The sequence below is a fragment of the Leptotrichia sp. oral taxon 218 genome (assembly GCF_018128225.1).
Classification (GTDB): Bacteria; Fusobacteriota; Fusobacteriia; order Fusobacteriales; family Leptotrichiaceae; genus Leptotrichia.
In genome coordinates, this window is record NZ_CP072377.1 from 1,419,207 (window position 1) to 1,434,757 (window position 15,551).

A 15,551-nucleotide genomic window follows, 5' to 3' on the forward strand; every position below is an offset into this window, starting at 1 on the left:
TGATTGGCAAAGAACCATCTTAAATTCTAATTTCAAGATGGTTCTTTCTGTTAATCTATCTGTATTTTAAATTTATCTTTAATCCATTTTCATAAATAATAAAATCTTCAATATCGTCTTTTTTAGGATATTTTTCTTCAATTTTTCTCCTAATTATTTGGTTTATTCCAAAAATAATATCTTTTACTTTAGTAACTTTCTGATCTTTTATTCCAAATTTATATTCTAAATCTTTTTTAGAAATCTCAAATTTATTTTTTTCAATATTCTTAAATAACTCTACTATCGGAACATTAATTATACTATCAGAATTATTAAAAAAGATATTTTTTACTTTAGTCTTTCTATCACTTTTCGTAACTATTTTACCATTTTGAATTTCAACTATATCCGATTTTTCTGAAATTTTAAAAGGAAAGTTTATCTCATCTTTATTATTTTTATCAAGTATTTCTTCTAATTTCATTTTTATTTCTATTTTTTTATTTAGTTTAATCCTATTTTCCACTTTTGAAATATCAAATTCTTGTCTTTTATCTCTTTTTCTTATAAAATATTCTTCTTTAAAATTAATTTTTAATATTTCCAATTTCCCTTCATCTTCAAAAGGTATATCTAGTATTCCGCCTTTATATTTAAGCAATCCTACATTTTTATCTGCTAAATCAGGTATTTCAAGCTCTTCTAATTCATATTCTTCCGTAAATTCTTCAAATAAGATATTTTTTATAAGTTTAATTTTTTCATCTTCACTTATATCAACCGAATCTCTTACTCCAATAATCTCTTGAATCATTTCTTCTTCATAATACTCTTCTAAAATACTTTTTAAATGATAATTCGAAATTTTTTCAAAAATAGCTTGTTTTAATAAAAGATACAAAAAATAGTCAACCATATCAATATTTTTCTCTAATCCTTGATCATTTTCATCTTCATCATTTTTGTTTGAATTAAAATCTATATTTTTTAAACTTTTGTCACTTTCTCTTATTTTTTTTATTTCATCATCATCTAATTTTTTCCCTACTGCTCCTATTTCTATTTTTTCATCTTTTTCTTTTTTTATCTCATTTTCTGTTATCCCAAAAATATTGTTACTAAATTTTAACCACTTGATATCTATATAATCGCTTTCAACTCTATAAATTACTCTCGCCAGATACTTTACATATTCTCGCAATCTTGAAATATTTTCTGATAAAAATTTATATTTAAATATTTTTTTCAATGCTTCATTTAAATCGCTATAAAAATTTTCAATATCTTCGTTATACTCTAACATTTTAAAAAAATTAAATAGTTTTCCAATTTCTTCATAGAAAAATCTTAAGTCATCAATTCCTACTACTTCATATAAATCTGAAACAGCTTTACAATTTACTTTCAAAATATTTTCATTTATTTTTCTATATATTCTATTCGATTCTTCTAATGGCTCTTTCATCAAGTTTAATTTTGTAACCAGACTCATTCTAGGTCCTTGACCTTTTCCTTTAATAAATTCATTTTTATTATCATCAACAGGCTTATAATTAGGTAACATTGTTTCACGCCAGTTAATTGATTTAATTTGTTTTTCAACTGAGATTCTATAAAATACAATTCCTATTTCCTTAAAACCAAGTGTTGTATCTAAAACTGTATTATTTTTTGAAATTTTTCCATCTTGTATTAACTTCACTATTTCTTTATATAACATTTCTATACTGTTCTCAATTAAAATACCTTCTATTTCTATTTTATCTCTATATTTACTTGATTCTTTATATTCTAAAAATTTACTTTCAGTTTGATCGGTATACAATAAATAAAGTGTTTTTATATTTGGAAATATTCTTAGATCTTTTTCAAACGGTAATTCTTCAAGAATAGAGTTTTCACTGTAACTATGACTAAAAGCTGACACTATTTTTGTTATTTCGCTTGTATCTACTCCTTCTTCTTCAAGTAGTTTCTTTTCATTTGATAAATGATTCTTAAAATCTTCCTCAAAAATTTTCAAATTAAAATTATTTTCATCAATTTTCATTCCTGATTTATTATTTCTTTCATCATATCTATTAAAATAATAATCTACTAAAAAATTATCATCTATTTTTGAATACTCCTGAATATTTCTATTTTTTACAAATAATTTTCTTATTTCTCGTGCTAATTCTATTCTTGAGATTTTATTTTTTTCCACTTTTTAATTCCTCCTATGTATCATCATTCTAAACTATATAAAATACTAAATAATTTTTTATTTTATTTATTCTATCGCTTCGTATTCTTTCTCATATTTTTTAATATCTTTTAAAGTTAATTTATTCATAATTTCAATTGCTTTTTCTAATGAATCTGAAAAATTAATTAGATTTACTTCCTCTCTAATATTAATATGTCCTGCATAATTTCTTATATTTTTTAATTTATTTAAACAATCAATTAATTTTTTTAATTTATTATCTACATATTTATTTTTCAACTTTTCTATTTTTTTATAAAAAGTTTCGCTTTTTTCTTTTGAATCAATTTTAAAAATTTTATATTTGTAAATATCTATTAAGAAAAATGACGCCAATGCATAATTTTTAGAATTTTTCTGATTTTTTACAAATTTCATTAATTCTTCATATGTTTCATTTTTTATTAATTTTACTTCTATAATTTCATATATTTTTTTATTTATTAAATCTAATTCTTTATTATTTACTTTTTCAAATTCTTTAGATATTTCTATAATCTTTCTATATTCATTATATGTATATGCTTCTGAAATTTTTCTCATAATTTTTAATAATTTTTCATCTATCATTTTAGTATTTTCTAAAAAATTTGTATACTTCGTATAATCTTTAAATTCTACTATTGATTTATACAAATTAATTATTTCTAAAATTGGTATTTTATAAATACTTCCACACTCAGAGTTTAATATTCTTTCTCCATAATAAATCGAACGAAGTACAATATTATCATTTAACAATTCAAACAATCTCAACGAAGTCAACAAATTAAACGGAATATTTCTAAATGAATGAGTAACATCCATATCTATTTCTATTATTTCTTGTTTTTTTATCTTTATTTCATTTCCTATCTTCTGATTTAATTCATTTATATTTCCAAAATTATCAACATGAGCATATTTTATTTTCTCATTTGGTAACATTATATCCTTATTTTTAAAATATTCTGTTAAAAGATCCCATCTACCTGTTTCAATACCAAAAATATAAATTTCATCATAATTTTCTATATAAGGTTCAAATGTATACTGTGTTTCAATAATTTCTTCTTGTCCTTCACTATTTATATATTTATATAATATTTTTTCATATCCTCTTCCAAATTCGCCTGTTCCTAAGTTCCAAATTAATATTTTTCTTTTTGATAAATTTTTACAAGCATTATTATTTTCTATATATTTCCCAAATTTATTTAAAGGATGAACAATCTTATTTCTTTGATCCTTTAAACTCTTATATTTTTTATTATCACTTTCATATTTATTGACTATTTCTATTCCATAATTTTTCACTTTATTATGATATTTTTCATTTTTCAATGTTTTTAATTCTTTAATTCTTTCTTTTAAAATTTTTTCATTCTCATTATTTACATTTATTTTTGCTAAATCTTTGTAAGTATCATTAATATTTTTAAAATTAAATTGTAATTTTATATACAATTCTTCTAATTTATTCAATAAATTATTATTTTGAATGATTTCTCTTAATTTATTTACACTTCCATATTTTGTAAAAGAACTAGCAGCATCTACAAAATCCAATTTTTCTAGCACATTTGTTATATCAATTATTTGAAAATAATCTAAATTTATATCATTTTGAGAATATAATACTTTTAATTTTAATTTGCTATAATATATTTTTAAAATATTAATAATTGAAATCAATGACAAAAATATTATTCTAAGTCCTCCTGTTATATCAACATAAACCTGATTTCTGCTTTGTTCATCTAAAATTTTTTTTATTTCTTCTATTTGAAAAACTAAATCTGAAACAATATTTTCATTATCAAATTTATTTTTACTTTCTATAAAAAATATTTTACATTTATCTGAAAATCTTTCTTTAAAAACTTTTCTTATATATTCAACATCATTTTTTTGTTCATCTAAAAAAATAACATCTTCTTTTTCAGAATAAAAATATTTGTTTAATAAATTATACAAATAATTCCAACTACTTTGATCTGTTCCAAAAACTATTATTTTATTAGGTTTTAATTCTTCTAAATATACTTTTGTCAAATACTCATATTTTTCCAAATCATATTTTTTACTTTCCCATCTGTATTCTTTTTTACTTTTTTTTGCTTTTTCTATATTTTTTTCAAGATTATTTGATAAAGACATTATTAAAATATTATTTTCCATTTTTTCCTTCTTTCTATAAATTTATCGAAAATTTATTTTTTATTACTACTCATACTCAATAAACTTCACATGTTTAAAATAACTAATCTTCTTCACATTTTCCCCATCTTTTATTTCTTCAACATTTCTTTCAGTATAACTATACACAGGAACCAATTTCTTTTCTATCGACCATTTAACAATATTATATGTATATCCCCAATTTCCTTGAACCAACATCACATCATTTTCATTAAAATTTTCTTCAATATATTTTTTTATTTTTTCCAGATTCTCTTTATAATTTTCCTTAATTGACACATTTGACCACATTTCTTGTAACTCACTAGACAAACTTACTATTTTTTTTACCTTAAAATTTTCTACCAATTCTTTTTCTTGATTTTCCGTCAACTGATGTGAAAATAGTAAAAGTGCTTTTCTCTCCATAATATCATCTCCCTCAATTTTTCTACATTTCAAACTAAAATTTCAAACTTCTTTATTTTACATAACTATTTAAAATCACAAAAATTCCTATAACATAATTTTGAAATTTAATATTCATAAAATTCCACTTTAAGTAAAAGATTATCTGTCACTTTTTCAACTCCATAAATTGCAATAATTCCTTTTTCTTTCGCCCAATTTACCAATTCAAAAGTTATCCCAACTTCTCCTTCTATCAATAAAATATCACCTGAATCAATATTTCTGTCTATTATATCTTTAAATCTTTTTATATTTTTTTCTTTGTTGCTATCATTTTCAAGATTTTTCCATTCTTTTATAGTTTCACTACTCAATTTGCTTATTCTTTTTATCTTATATTTTTTTATTACTTCTTTTTTTTCTTGCTCTCCAAATATTTCTTTAAATACTAAAATTTTTCTGTCTTCTTTATTTACATTTATTTTAGGCACTTGTTGTGTTTGAGAACTTCTTTTATCATTTAAATTTACATTTTCAATAGCTTCTAAAAATGACTTTTTCGTTAATATATTTTGTAAATGTCTTATCTTCTTAATTATTTCTTTTCTTGTAATACTTCTACTATTATTTTTAACTTCTAAAAACAACTGCATTAATTCAGACAACTGCTCTTTTTCTAATTCTTTTTCAAAATTCTCTTTTTTATTATCCAGCCAATTTTTTACAGTATTTTTATTTTCTCCTGACTTTTGTACTCCAAGTTCCTCAAACAAAAAATCATAAATTCCATTAGATGCAACTCTACCAATTTCTGCAAACTGACCATTTTCAGCTAATTTTTCTAAAAAAGTATATGTCTGTTGCATTTTTAAATCTTGTGATTCATAAATCTCACCTTTTTTATATTCAGTTTTAAATATTTCTCTTAATTTTTTTATATTTTCTGGAATTTTTGAAATAATTTCTTGCATTTCTGCTCTACTTTCCAATGTATGCGAAATATTATTTCTAATAATCCTAGAACTTTCAAAAATTTCACTTAATTTTATTCTATTACTTATTTCTTCTTCCGACAAATCTTTATATTTTATTCTATTTTCTTCAGTTATTCTATTTATCCATTCTCTTAATACTTCTTTACCTTTATTGATATCTTCAACTTCTAAAATTTTTCCTGTAAAAGTATAAATAGCTTCAATAATATTTACATAACTCATTGAATATCTTTTTTGATTATAGTGCCATTCTGCTAAATCTAATAATATCTCAAATGTCTCCTGTTTCTCACCAAAATTTTGTGCGAATCTTTCTAAAATATCTGGTAATAATAGTTTGGCAGGTCCATCTAATGTTTTTATTGTTTTTTCCATTTGATTAATTTTTCCGATATTTTCTTTTATATTCCCAATATAGTTCATATTCATTGAATTTGAAAATTCTTCTAATGTATTTTTCAACTTATTATCTTCAATCATATCTAAAAATTCATAAGTATTCCCATATTGCTTAAAAGCGTTCGCTCCTTTTATCCATTTCATTAAATCATAAAATGATTTCAAATTAATTATTGGAGCTACTTTTAAAGGATTCCCATTTAAATCTTTTTCTATTTCATCATCATCCATTTCTTCTAGCATTCCATATGTTATCATTTTTATTTTTATATTTTTATCAATAACTTCTGTAATATAGTTCATCACTAAAAATATCCACATTGCATTTGATCTGAAAGAATGGGTTATATCCAAATAAATTTCATCTTCTTTATTTAAAGAATTTACGATTTCTATAATTTTATTAAAGTTTTCAAATATTTCATTTTTATTCATTCCATATTTTGTCACTATTATTTGTACTTTTTTCTCTGTATTCTCAAATATAGAATTAAATTTTTCACTGTTTATATTTAAAACATCTGTATTTTTATTCGCATTTTTAGTAACATTTCTCAATTCATCTCTATATTTTTCATATTCTTCACTTTCAGTCGAAAATCCATTTTTCTTACAATAATGTGTATAAAGTTTATCCCACATCGACCCTGCTGTTCCAATATATATTGTTTTATCTATATCATAATGTTTTTCTAATACCGATGTTACAAAATATTCATCTCTATAAATTTTATATTCTCCTGTTTCTTCAATTTTTATTTTATAATCCGCTTTTCTGTAATCTCTTTCTTCACTATTACGATCTATCATCCCTTTTCCCAACCCTGCTATCAATATTTTAGCCATCTTTTTCTCCTTCTAATTATAATTTTTCTTTCTCTAAATTATTCTCAATAATATTATTTTACCGCATTTATTTTAAAAATCAATACAACAACTAATTTAGTCCAAGTTATTCCACTTTAAATTCCGAATGATTCTTCCTTCAAAATAGAACTACCATTTTCTCTAAAGATCTCCTCCTAAAATTACTAAACCTATTAGACACAACAACATATTTATCACCTTCCTTTCTTTAATTGGTATTTTTAAAATTTTATTTTATATTTTAACAATCTAGCTTGTAGTAATCCCATTTTAGATTCAGAATAATTCCTCCTCTAAAATAGAATTACTACTTTTACTAAAAATTACCAACAAAAACTATCAAAAAAATTAGACACTTCGTTACAAAAATCTTCTGCCATATTTCCCATTGTTGTAAACATTTCATCTGCTGTATTCACTGTTTCGTTCAATAATTTTGCTGTTTCATTTACACCTTCTGCCACTGCAACTACGCCTGCTGTTACTAATAATACTGTGCCTACTGTTTCTTCAATTCCTGTCATTTTTATCACCTCCTTTTTTATTTTAGATTCATTATATATTAATTCAATAACTTATTTATGTAATTTTTTCACCAACTTTTTATTCCCACCCACCCAAACCCTCTATTTATCTTCTAAAATATTCCTTCAAAAAAATCAACAAATCCATTAATTATATTTACTCCTACTCCAAATATTGCTCCACCTACTGTACCTATTACTCTTCCAACTGTACCTAATCCTACTATATCTCCTATTGCTTGACCTATTGTTCCACCTATTGCCATTCCTCTTGTTACTGATTCCATAAATGTTTCTAAAATTCCTGCTCTGTAATCTTGTAAATCATCATTGTCTTTCCACATAGCTTCTTCTTTATTAATATTTTGTGCATAAACTAATCTTTTTTCTTCTGGCGTATGTTGTAATATGTAGTATAATAGTTTTGATAAATTGTACGGTTTTTGTTGCATATATCCTTCTTCTTTGTCTCCAGCACTATAATAAATCGGTTCGACATCTATTCCTGTAGCTTCTTTAATTCTTCTTCTCACTGATGCAACTTTATCTTCCAAAAAATCTTGTAGTTTTCTCTCAGGTCGATTTTCTTGTGCATTCCAATATTTTCCCTTCATCGCTACATCTGCCTGATTAATCGCCACTAATATTCTATTTTTCTTATTTTCCCCCAAATTTGGTATAATCACACTATTTATTAATTCATACGATGTCCCTAAATCTCTACTGCTACCATCCAATATTACCAAAACCAAATCAATTAACAAATTCCCATTTCTATCTTTTTCATAAAGCTTATCAATTATTATTTTACTATGTCTGTTATCAGCTTCTCTTCCATCACCTAATCCTGGAGTGTCCCATATTACTAAATTATCCAACTCATATTTATCAATTCCCATTGTTTCTGGGTTTACACTTGTTCCTACTTTTGCTACTTCTTCTCCAAACAACGCATTAATAGTACTACTTTTCCCCACTCCTGTTGCACCTGTAACCATTAAATTAATTTGTTGCTCCTTCATTCTCAATAAATTACCCAATAATTTTTGTCTCGTAGTTTCATCCATTTGTTCATTCATCACTCTTCTTTCAATTTCCTTAAATATATTTCTTGCCATAATCAATACCTCTTTCTTTTATTTATTTTTATTATAACTCTCTAACCATAAACTATTTTTCAAAAATTTAGCCTATTTTTTGCTTGAATACATCAATTTATTTCTTAAAATTTGTTTATCTCTTTTTATTTTAACTCCATAATATCTCATTTCATTTTCCCTAATCAATCTTCCCATATTTCATTCCTCCAAAAATCAAATTTTTATTATAACTTATGGTAACATTTTTAAATAACTCATTTTTCTTTTTATTTAACTTACAAAAATATTTTTTTTATCTAAATTTCAATATTTATCACTCCAAAAAAATTTAATATCTACATTATGCTCTAACTAACGGTCTTCTCTCTACAATCATATTATCTATTATGAAATCTAATAATTTTTCTATGTTATAACCATATTCTGCTGAATAGTATACTGGTTTTCTTATTGTTACTCCTGTTGCTTCTTTTACCCTATTTTGTATAGATAACGCTTGTCTTTCTAAAAAATCTACTAACACTTCATCTGGTCTATTTGTTTCCTTATTCCAATGTCTGCCTTTCATTGCCATATCCGCTTGATTAATCACTACCAATATTCTATCTGCCTGTATATTTGGAACTATTACCTCATTTAACAATGTATATGTACTTCCCATATCTCTATTCAAACCTTCTAAAACCACAATTGCCGAATCTATCCAACCATAAATATTTCCATCTAATGAATAAGTTTTATACAGCAAATCCACCAATTTTCTTTTATGAATCTCATCATTCGCAACACCATCTCCTAATCCAGGAGTATCCCACAATCTAAATACATCATTTAACGAATAAGAATCTAAATCCATTGTTTCAGGATCCACACCGTTACCAACCGTTGCCACATTTTTTTTAAAAATTGTATTTAATGTTGTCGATTTACCTGCTCCTGTTACTCCTGTTACCATCACATCCAAAGGTCTAAATCTAGCTTTTTCCAATTTCTTTTCTATATCATTTTTTCTATAATATTTAAAACTCGTCATAATCAATCACACTCCATATTTTTTATTCTCTTTCTCATTTACAAAATCATTATACCTTTTCTCTCTAACCTATTTTTTCCTAAAAATAACTCTTTTTATTTTTAAATTTTAAAAATTTTTCTCTCTCATTCTTTACACAATAATTATATCCAATCCTTATAACTTATTTTTTTTACTAATTAACTTATTTCCAAAAAAAAATCACAGTTTTATAACTTAACTGTGATTAAATATTTTTTTATTTTTTATCTTTATTTTAATAGAATTATTATTTCAACTTGAGTGCCACAATGACACCTGATACAAAATTTATGGTTTCAATCCTTGTTTTAATGGATAAACTACTTTAACCAACTATCAAACGACCTATGTTATTTCGTTTCAATCCTTGTTTTAATGGATAAACTACTTTAACGATTACCACATTACACAGCTATCAGAAGAGCATTGAAGTTTCAATCCTTGTTTTAATGGATAAACTACTTTAACATGTGTATGCTAATAGCAGATACGAAATTTTCAAGGAATTGTTTCAATCCTTGTTTTAATGGATAAACTAGTTTAACCTGCTATCTGTGTTTCGATAGCGATTGGGTATTCTCGTTGTTTCAATCCTTGTTTTAATGGATAAACTAGTTTAACAGCATTAGAATGTTCAATAGGAACTACTCTTTCCTGAATGTTTCAATCCTTGTTTTAATGGATAAACTAGTTTAACCCAAAACTCTAATAGAACGATTCTTTAAAACTTTCATAAGTTTCAATCCTTGTTTTAATGGATAAACTAGTTTAACTTTCCCGAAAGGGGAAATTGATAGTAATGTCGTAGAGTTTCAATCCTTGTTTTAATGGATAAACTAGTTTAACCAAATGAACTACAAAACACTTACGACAAGCAATTAGAGGGTTTCAATCCTTGTTTTAATGGATAAACTAGTTTAACTAATTCTAATTCACGGTTAGCATTAAAGTACATCATGTTTCAATCCTTGTTTTAATGGATAAACTAGTTTAACATTAACTGAGCCTTTCTATATGGGAGAAGAATTAGTAGTTTCAATCCTTGTTTTAATGGATAAACTAGTTTAACAGGAACAGAATATATTAAAACCGTAAAAGACTTGGAATGTTTCAATCCTTGTTTTAATGGATAAACTAGTTTAACCCGTACTTTCAAGAAAACCCTTTATTCATCAATGTTACAGAGATTTTTTCAGACATTAAAATTGCTTTTTTTTGCTTAATTTTTTTCAATTTTTGTCGTTTTTTTAGCATTTTCCGTAACTCCTAATCCCCATTTTTACTGGCTTTGAATGGATTTTCTTAACACTTTTTTATTTCTTGTAGTGGTAGGAACTTTTTCTACAAACTTATTTTACCATATTTTTCTCTTTTTTCAAAATTTTTTTATAAAAAAAAGAAAAACTAAACAAAAAATTCAGTTTTTCTTTGTAAAATTTACTTTTCTCCTGCCATTTCTTTTGATTTTTCCGTACAAGCTACAACCGCTTCAATTACATTTCCACGAAAATTTCCATTTTCTAAAACTCTGACTGCTTCGATTGTCGTTCCAGCTGGAGAGCAAACTTCGTCTTTTAACTGTCCTGGATGTTTTCCTGTTTCAAGAAGCATTTTTGCTGATCCTGCTACAGTTTGAGCAACTATTTCGTATGCTTTATTTCTTGGCATTCCGCAAAGTACGCCACCGTCAGCTAGTGCTTCCATAAACATGTAGACATACGCTGGAAGTGAGCCGCTTATTCCCGTATATGCATGCATCAATTTTTCTTCAATTTCTACACTTTTCCCAAAACTATTTAAAAGTTTAAAAATTATTTCTTTTTCAGAATTTTCAATATTTTTATTAAATGTAACCGCTGTCATTCCTGAAAGTACTTGAGCAGGAGTATTTGGCATTGTTCTAACAACTTTTTTATCTTCTCCCAAAGTATTTTCAATCACGGAAATACTTATTCCAGCTGCAATTGTCAAAATAATTGTATCTTTTTTTACATTTCCACTCAAATTTTTTAAAACGATGGGAATAATATGCGGTTTTACTGACAAAATAATAATATCACAATTTTTCGCCAGCTCTTTTTCACTATTTACGGCATTTACTCCGTATTCTTTGACTAAATTATTCACTTTGTCTTTGTCCAAATCGAAAATATTTATATTTTCATTTTCCTCAAATTTTGAAGACAAAATTCCTTTAATTATCGAACTTCCCATATTTCCTGTTCCAATAAATCCTATTTTCATCTTTTGCTCCTTTTTTTATTTATGATAAATTTAACTTTTCACATATTATTTTTTGTCTTTAGTTTTCATATCATCGTATGCTTTAATTAAAAGCCCTGCAAATTCAATAGATTTTAATTTTTCAAAATTTTCTTTATACAATTTAGAATTTTTATTTTTATACAGTTTCTCATTTTTGTCATACATCGCAACCAATAACTTATCTACATCGGGATAACCATTTTCTTTCATTTTAAAGAAAATATCGTCTTTGAAAAAGTCTATTGCATCAGTTAATTTATTTTGATCTAAATAATTATATATGATTATTTTCTGTGCATCCATAATATAATGTTCTTTTGCATCTTGAGTTATATACCAATAATCAAGTTTTTTTATCTTGTTATATTTTTCAATTGCTTTCTTCATATATTCAGTACTTTCAGAATATTTCTTTTCATCTGCCAATTTCAAAGCCCATTGATAGTAACCTTCTGGATATTCAGGAAACAACGACATAATTTTTTGAATTGTTTCGTTAGATTTTTTCTTATCACCTAAATACGCATATGCGATTGCCATATTATTATAAGGTCTAGGATTTTTTGGATTTAATTTTATTGCTTTTTGATAATATTCAATTGCTTTTTTGCTATCTTTATTAATCATTCTTTCGTATGTTCCAATATAAAGCATTGCAAGATAATTTTTCCCATCTAATTGAACTGCTTCTTCAAATGGTTTTTTTGACTTAGAAAAATCTACTTCCTGCATTTTAATTCCTTCAAAAGTTTTTTCAATTGATTTTTCATTTATCTTCAAATCTTTTAATTCTTGCCTTGTAACTCTCATAATTTCTTCTTGACTTTCAGCAAAAATTTCAAAAGTTAACATAAAAAAAGCTAATAAAATCAAAATTTTAAAATACTTATTTTTCACAATAATCTCCTTTTTTATAATTCTTAATTACAAAATCTAAACTTTTAATAATCAAAATTTTTTATATTCTGACTTCAATATTTTACACAAAAAATTTTTTATTCTCTAACTTGTCCATTCCCACGAATTACATACTTAGTCGTAGTCAATTCTCTCACTCCCATAGGCCCACGAGCGTGTAATTTTTGCGTAGAAATTCCGATTTCTCCACCAAATCCAAATTCTCCGCCGTCAGAAAATCTAGTTGACGCATTCAAATAAACCGCTGCTGAATCCACTTCATTCAAGAATTTTTCAGCATTTTGAATATTTTTTGTAATAATCGAATCCGAGTGATGTGTTCCGTGCTCATTGATGTAACAAATTGCTTCTTCCACATTGTCCACCAATTTTAGCGACAGCACCATATCCAAATATTCCATCCCAAAATCTTCATCTTGAGCCAATTTCACATCGCTTCTGTTTCCAACAATTTCAAGCGCTTCTTTGCTGTATCTAAGCTCAACTTTATCTTTTATCATCATATCCGTCAATTTTGGCAATATTTCACTTGCAATATTTTTATGAACCAAAACTGTTTCAATCGAATTACAAGTGCTAGGTCTTTGAGTTTTTGCATTTTCAATTATTGGTAAAGCCATCTCAATATCTGCGCTTTCATCGACAAAAACATGACAAACTCCAGCTCCCGTTTCAATTACAGGAATTGTTGCATTTTCAATCATAAATTTTTTTAAACCTTTTCCGCCTCTTGGAATCAAAACATCAATATATTCGTTCAAAGTTATCATTTCTTTTACCAATTCCCGTTCTGGCTTTTCAATCAATTGAACTGAATTTTCAGGAACTCCCGCTTTTTTTCCAACTTCATTAAATAATTTATTCAAATAAATATTTGAATTTATTGCATTTTCAGAACCTCTCAAAATTACTGCATTTGAAGATTTTAAACATAGCCCTGCTGCGTCAATCGTAACATTTGGTCTTGATTCATAAATCATTCCTATCACGCCAAGTGGTACTCTTTTTTTCGCAATCGACATCCCATTTTTGTGATTCCATCCAGTTAAAATTTCTCCAATCGGATCAGTAAATGCCGCAATTTCTCTCAAACTTTGTGCCATCCCTTCAATTCTAGCGTCTGTCAATTCCATTCTGTCAAGTAACGCAAAACTAAGTCCTGACTTTTTCCCATTTTCCAAATCAATTTTATTTGCCGCTTTTATTTCTTCTTTTTTTTTAATCAATTCATCCGCAATAGCACAAAGTGCATTATTCTTAGTTTTTGTATCAAGCGTCAAAAGTTTTTGAGAAGCAATTTTTGCCTTTTTCCCCATTTCTTCAATATATTTATTCATAATTTTTTCTCCTATTCCAATTTATTAATATTAATAATTTATAAAAATTTATTCAAATATACTTTACTTTATTTTATTTAAAAAAAAATCCTAAATACTTTGCATTAATGAATTATTTTTCAAAATTTTTTTAAATTAAATTTATACATTTTCAATCAAAACAATATTGTCCGCATGAATCACGACATTATCATACTTATGTCCCAATATTTTTTCAATATCTTCACTTTTTTGCCCTTTTATTAATTCAATTTCATCTGACGAATAGTTTGAAATTCCATTTGCAATAATTTTATTTTCAGCATTTTTTATCTCCAAGACTCCACCTCTGTCAAATGTTTCAAAAACTGATTTAATTCCTATTGGAAGCAAACTTTTTCCTGAAAGTAAAGCTTTTTCTGCACCTTCATCAACCACAACTTCACCTTTTTTATTTGTTCCATAAGCAAGCCAATATTTTTTAGAACTAATTTTTTTATTTTTTCTTACAAACAATGTTCCGATATTTTCTTTTTCCACAACTCTTGAAATATTTCTCGGGTCATCTCCATTTACGATAACTAAATTTGTCCCAATTTTTGTTGCCATTTCTGCTGCCAATATTTTTGTAATCATTCCACCTGTTCCAAATTTTGAGCCATTTCCTCCAGCCATATTTTTTACATCTTCATTTATATCTCCAACAACTTCAATCAAATTGGCATCTTCATATTTCTTAGGATTTTTGTTGTAAAGTCCATCTATATCCGACAAAATAATTAATAAATCTGCATCAATCAGTCCTGAAACAAGCGCTGACATCGTATCATTATCTCCTACTTTAAGCTCATCTGAAACAATTGCATCATTTTCATTTATAATCGGAATTATTTTTTTATCCAAAAAGGCGTTACATACATTTCTTACATTCAAATACCTTTTTCTGTTTGAAAATTCTCCTTTAGTCAAAAGAAGCTGTCCAATAAGTTTGTCATATTTTTTAAAAAAAGTCTGATAAACTTGCATAAGTGTCACTTGTCCAACTGCTGATAACATTTGTTTTTCTGAAAGCAACTTTGGTCTTTCTTCGATTTCAAGAAGTCCCATTCCAGCTCCAACTGCTCCAGATGAAACAAGTATTACATCATATCCTTTATCTTGAAGATTACTAATTTCCACAACTATTTTTTTCATTTTTTGCAAATTTAGTTGTCCATTTTCATCAGTAAGCGTAGAAGTTCCAACTTTTATTACTATTCTTTGTATATCTTCTAAAATTTCTTCTCTTTTATTTTGCTTTTTCATATTTATA

The 15,551-nt window shown here is 25.6% G+C and carries 11 protein-coding genes and 1 CRISPR repeat array; all 11 genes read right to left on the reverse strand.

Annotation, left to right across the window (positions count from 1 at the left end):
• Window positions 1-55: 55 nt before the first annotated feature.
• Window positions 56-2,188 carry a hypothetical protein gene (locus tag J5A73_RS06570; RefSeq protein WP_211614167.1) on the reverse strand — a complete coding sequence of 711 codons (2,133 nt, stop codon included), beginning with the start codon at window positions 2,186-2,188 and terminating at the stop codon, window positions 56-58.
• A gap of 66 nt (window positions 2,189-2,254) precedes the next feature.
• Window positions 2,255-4,390 (reverse strand): TM1812 family CRISPR-associated protein, encoded by a 2,136-nt coding sequence (locus J5A73_RS06575; RefSeq protein ID WP_211614169.1) that lies wholly within the window; start codon window positions 4,388-4,390, stop codon window positions 2,255-2,257.
• A 45-nt stretch (window positions 4,391-4,435) separates the two neighbouring features.
• Window positions 4,436-4,852: a CRISPR-associated protein Csx20 gene (gene csx20, locus J5A73_RS06580; RefSeq protein ID WP_249069187.1), complete on the reverse strand. Its 417-nt coding sequence runs from the start codon at window positions 4,850-4,852 to the stop codon at window positions 4,436-4,438.
• 74 nt (window positions 4,853-4,926) lie between these two features.
• Window positions 4,927-7,041 (reverse strand): TIGR02221 family CRISPR-associated protein, encoded by a 2,115-nt coding sequence (gene csx2 / locus J5A73_RS06585; RefSeq protein WP_211614171.1) that lies wholly within the window; start codon window positions 7,039-7,041, stop codon window positions 4,927-4,929.
• A 344-nt stretch (window positions 7,042-7,385) separates the two neighbouring features.
• The gene (locus J5A73_RS06590) at window positions 7,386-7,586 is read right to left on the reverse strand and encodes a hypothetical protein (protein ID WP_094080042.1); all 201 of its coding nucleotides are present in this window, start codon (window positions 7,584-7,586) and stop codon (window positions 7,386-7,388) included.
• A 113-nt stretch (window positions 7,587-7,699) separates the two neighbouring features.
• The gene (locus J5A73_RS06595; protein ID WP_211614173.1) at window positions 7,700-8,704 is read right to left on the reverse strand and encodes a GTPase; all 1,005 of its coding nucleotides are present in this window, start codon (window positions 8,702-8,704) and stop codon (window positions 7,700-7,702) included.
• A 322-nt stretch (window positions 8,705-9,026) separates the two neighbouring features.
• Window positions 9,027-9,719 (reverse strand): GTPase family protein, encoded by a 693-nt coding sequence (locus J5A73_RS06600; protein ID WP_211614175.1) that lies wholly within the window; start codon window positions 9,717-9,719, stop codon window positions 9,027-9,029.
• A gap of 314 nt (window positions 9,720-10,033) precedes the next feature.
• Window positions 10,034-10,884: a CRISPR direct-repeat array (repeat unit 37 nt; unit sequence GTTTCAATCCTTGTTTTAATGGATAAACTAGTTTAAC).
• Window positions 10,885-11,177: 293 nt separating this feature from the next.
• Window positions 11,178-11,984 (reverse strand): pyrroline-5-carboxylate reductase, encoded by an 807-nt coding sequence (proC, locus tag J5A73_RS06605; RefSeq protein ID WP_211614177.1) that lies wholly within the window; start codon window positions 11,982-11,984, stop codon window positions 11,178-11,180.
• Window positions 11,985-12,029: 45 nt separating this feature from the next.
• Window positions 12,030-12,902: a tetratricopeptide repeat protein gene (locus tag J5A73_RS06610; RefSeq protein ID WP_211614179.1), complete on the reverse strand. Its 873-nt coding sequence runs from the start codon at window positions 12,900-12,902 to the stop codon at window positions 12,030-12,032.
• A gap of 98 nt (window positions 12,903-13,000) precedes the next feature.
• Window positions 13,001-14,260, reverse strand: a complete 1,260-nt coding sequence (locus tag J5A73_RS06615) for a glutamate-5-semialdehyde dehydrogenase (protein WP_211614181.1) — start codon at window positions 14,258-14,260, stop codon at window positions 13,001-13,003.
• 141 nt (window positions 14,261-14,401) lie between these two features.
• The gene (gene proB, locus J5A73_RS06620) at window positions 14,402-15,544 is read right to left on the reverse strand and encodes a glutamate 5-kinase (protein ID WP_211614183.1); all 1,143 of its coding nucleotides are present in this window, start codon (window positions 15,542-15,544) and stop codon (window positions 14,402-14,404) included.
• Window positions 15,545-15,551 lie beyond the last annotated feature (7 nt).

Bases quoted from the DNA above. Each gene is read 5' to 3' on its own strand.
- J5A73_RS06575 (WP_211614169.1), bottom strand. From the start codon at position 4,390: ATGGAAAATAATATTTTAATAATGTCTTTATCAAATAATCTTGAAAAA.
- csx2 (WP_211614171.1), bottom strand. From the start codon at position 7,041: ATGGCTAAAATATTGATAGCAGGGTTGGGAAAAGGGATGATAGATCGT.
- J5A73_RS06590 (WP_094080042.1), bottom strand. From the start codon at position 7,586: ATGACAGGAATTGAAGAAACAGTAGGCACAGTATTATTAGTAACAGCA.
- J5A73_RS06595 (WP_211614173.1), bottom strand. From the start codon at position 8,704: ATGGCAAGAAATATATTTAAGGAAATTGAAAGAAGAGTGATGAATGAA.
- J5A73_RS06600 (WP_211614175.1), bottom strand. From the start codon at position 9,719: ATGACGAGTTTTAAATATTATAGAAAAAATGATATAGAAAAGAAATTG.
- proC (WP_211614177.1), bottom strand. From the start codon at position 11,984: ATGAAAATAGGATTTATTGGAACAGGAAATATGGGAAGTTCGATAATT.
- J5A73_RS06615 (WP_211614181.1), bottom strand. From the start codon at position 14,260: ATGAATAAATATATTGAAGAAATGGGGAAAAAGGCAAAAATTGCTTCT.
- proB (WP_211614183.1), bottom strand. From the start codon at position 15,544: ATGAAAAAGCAAAATAAAAGAGAAGAAATTTTAGAAGATATACAAAGA.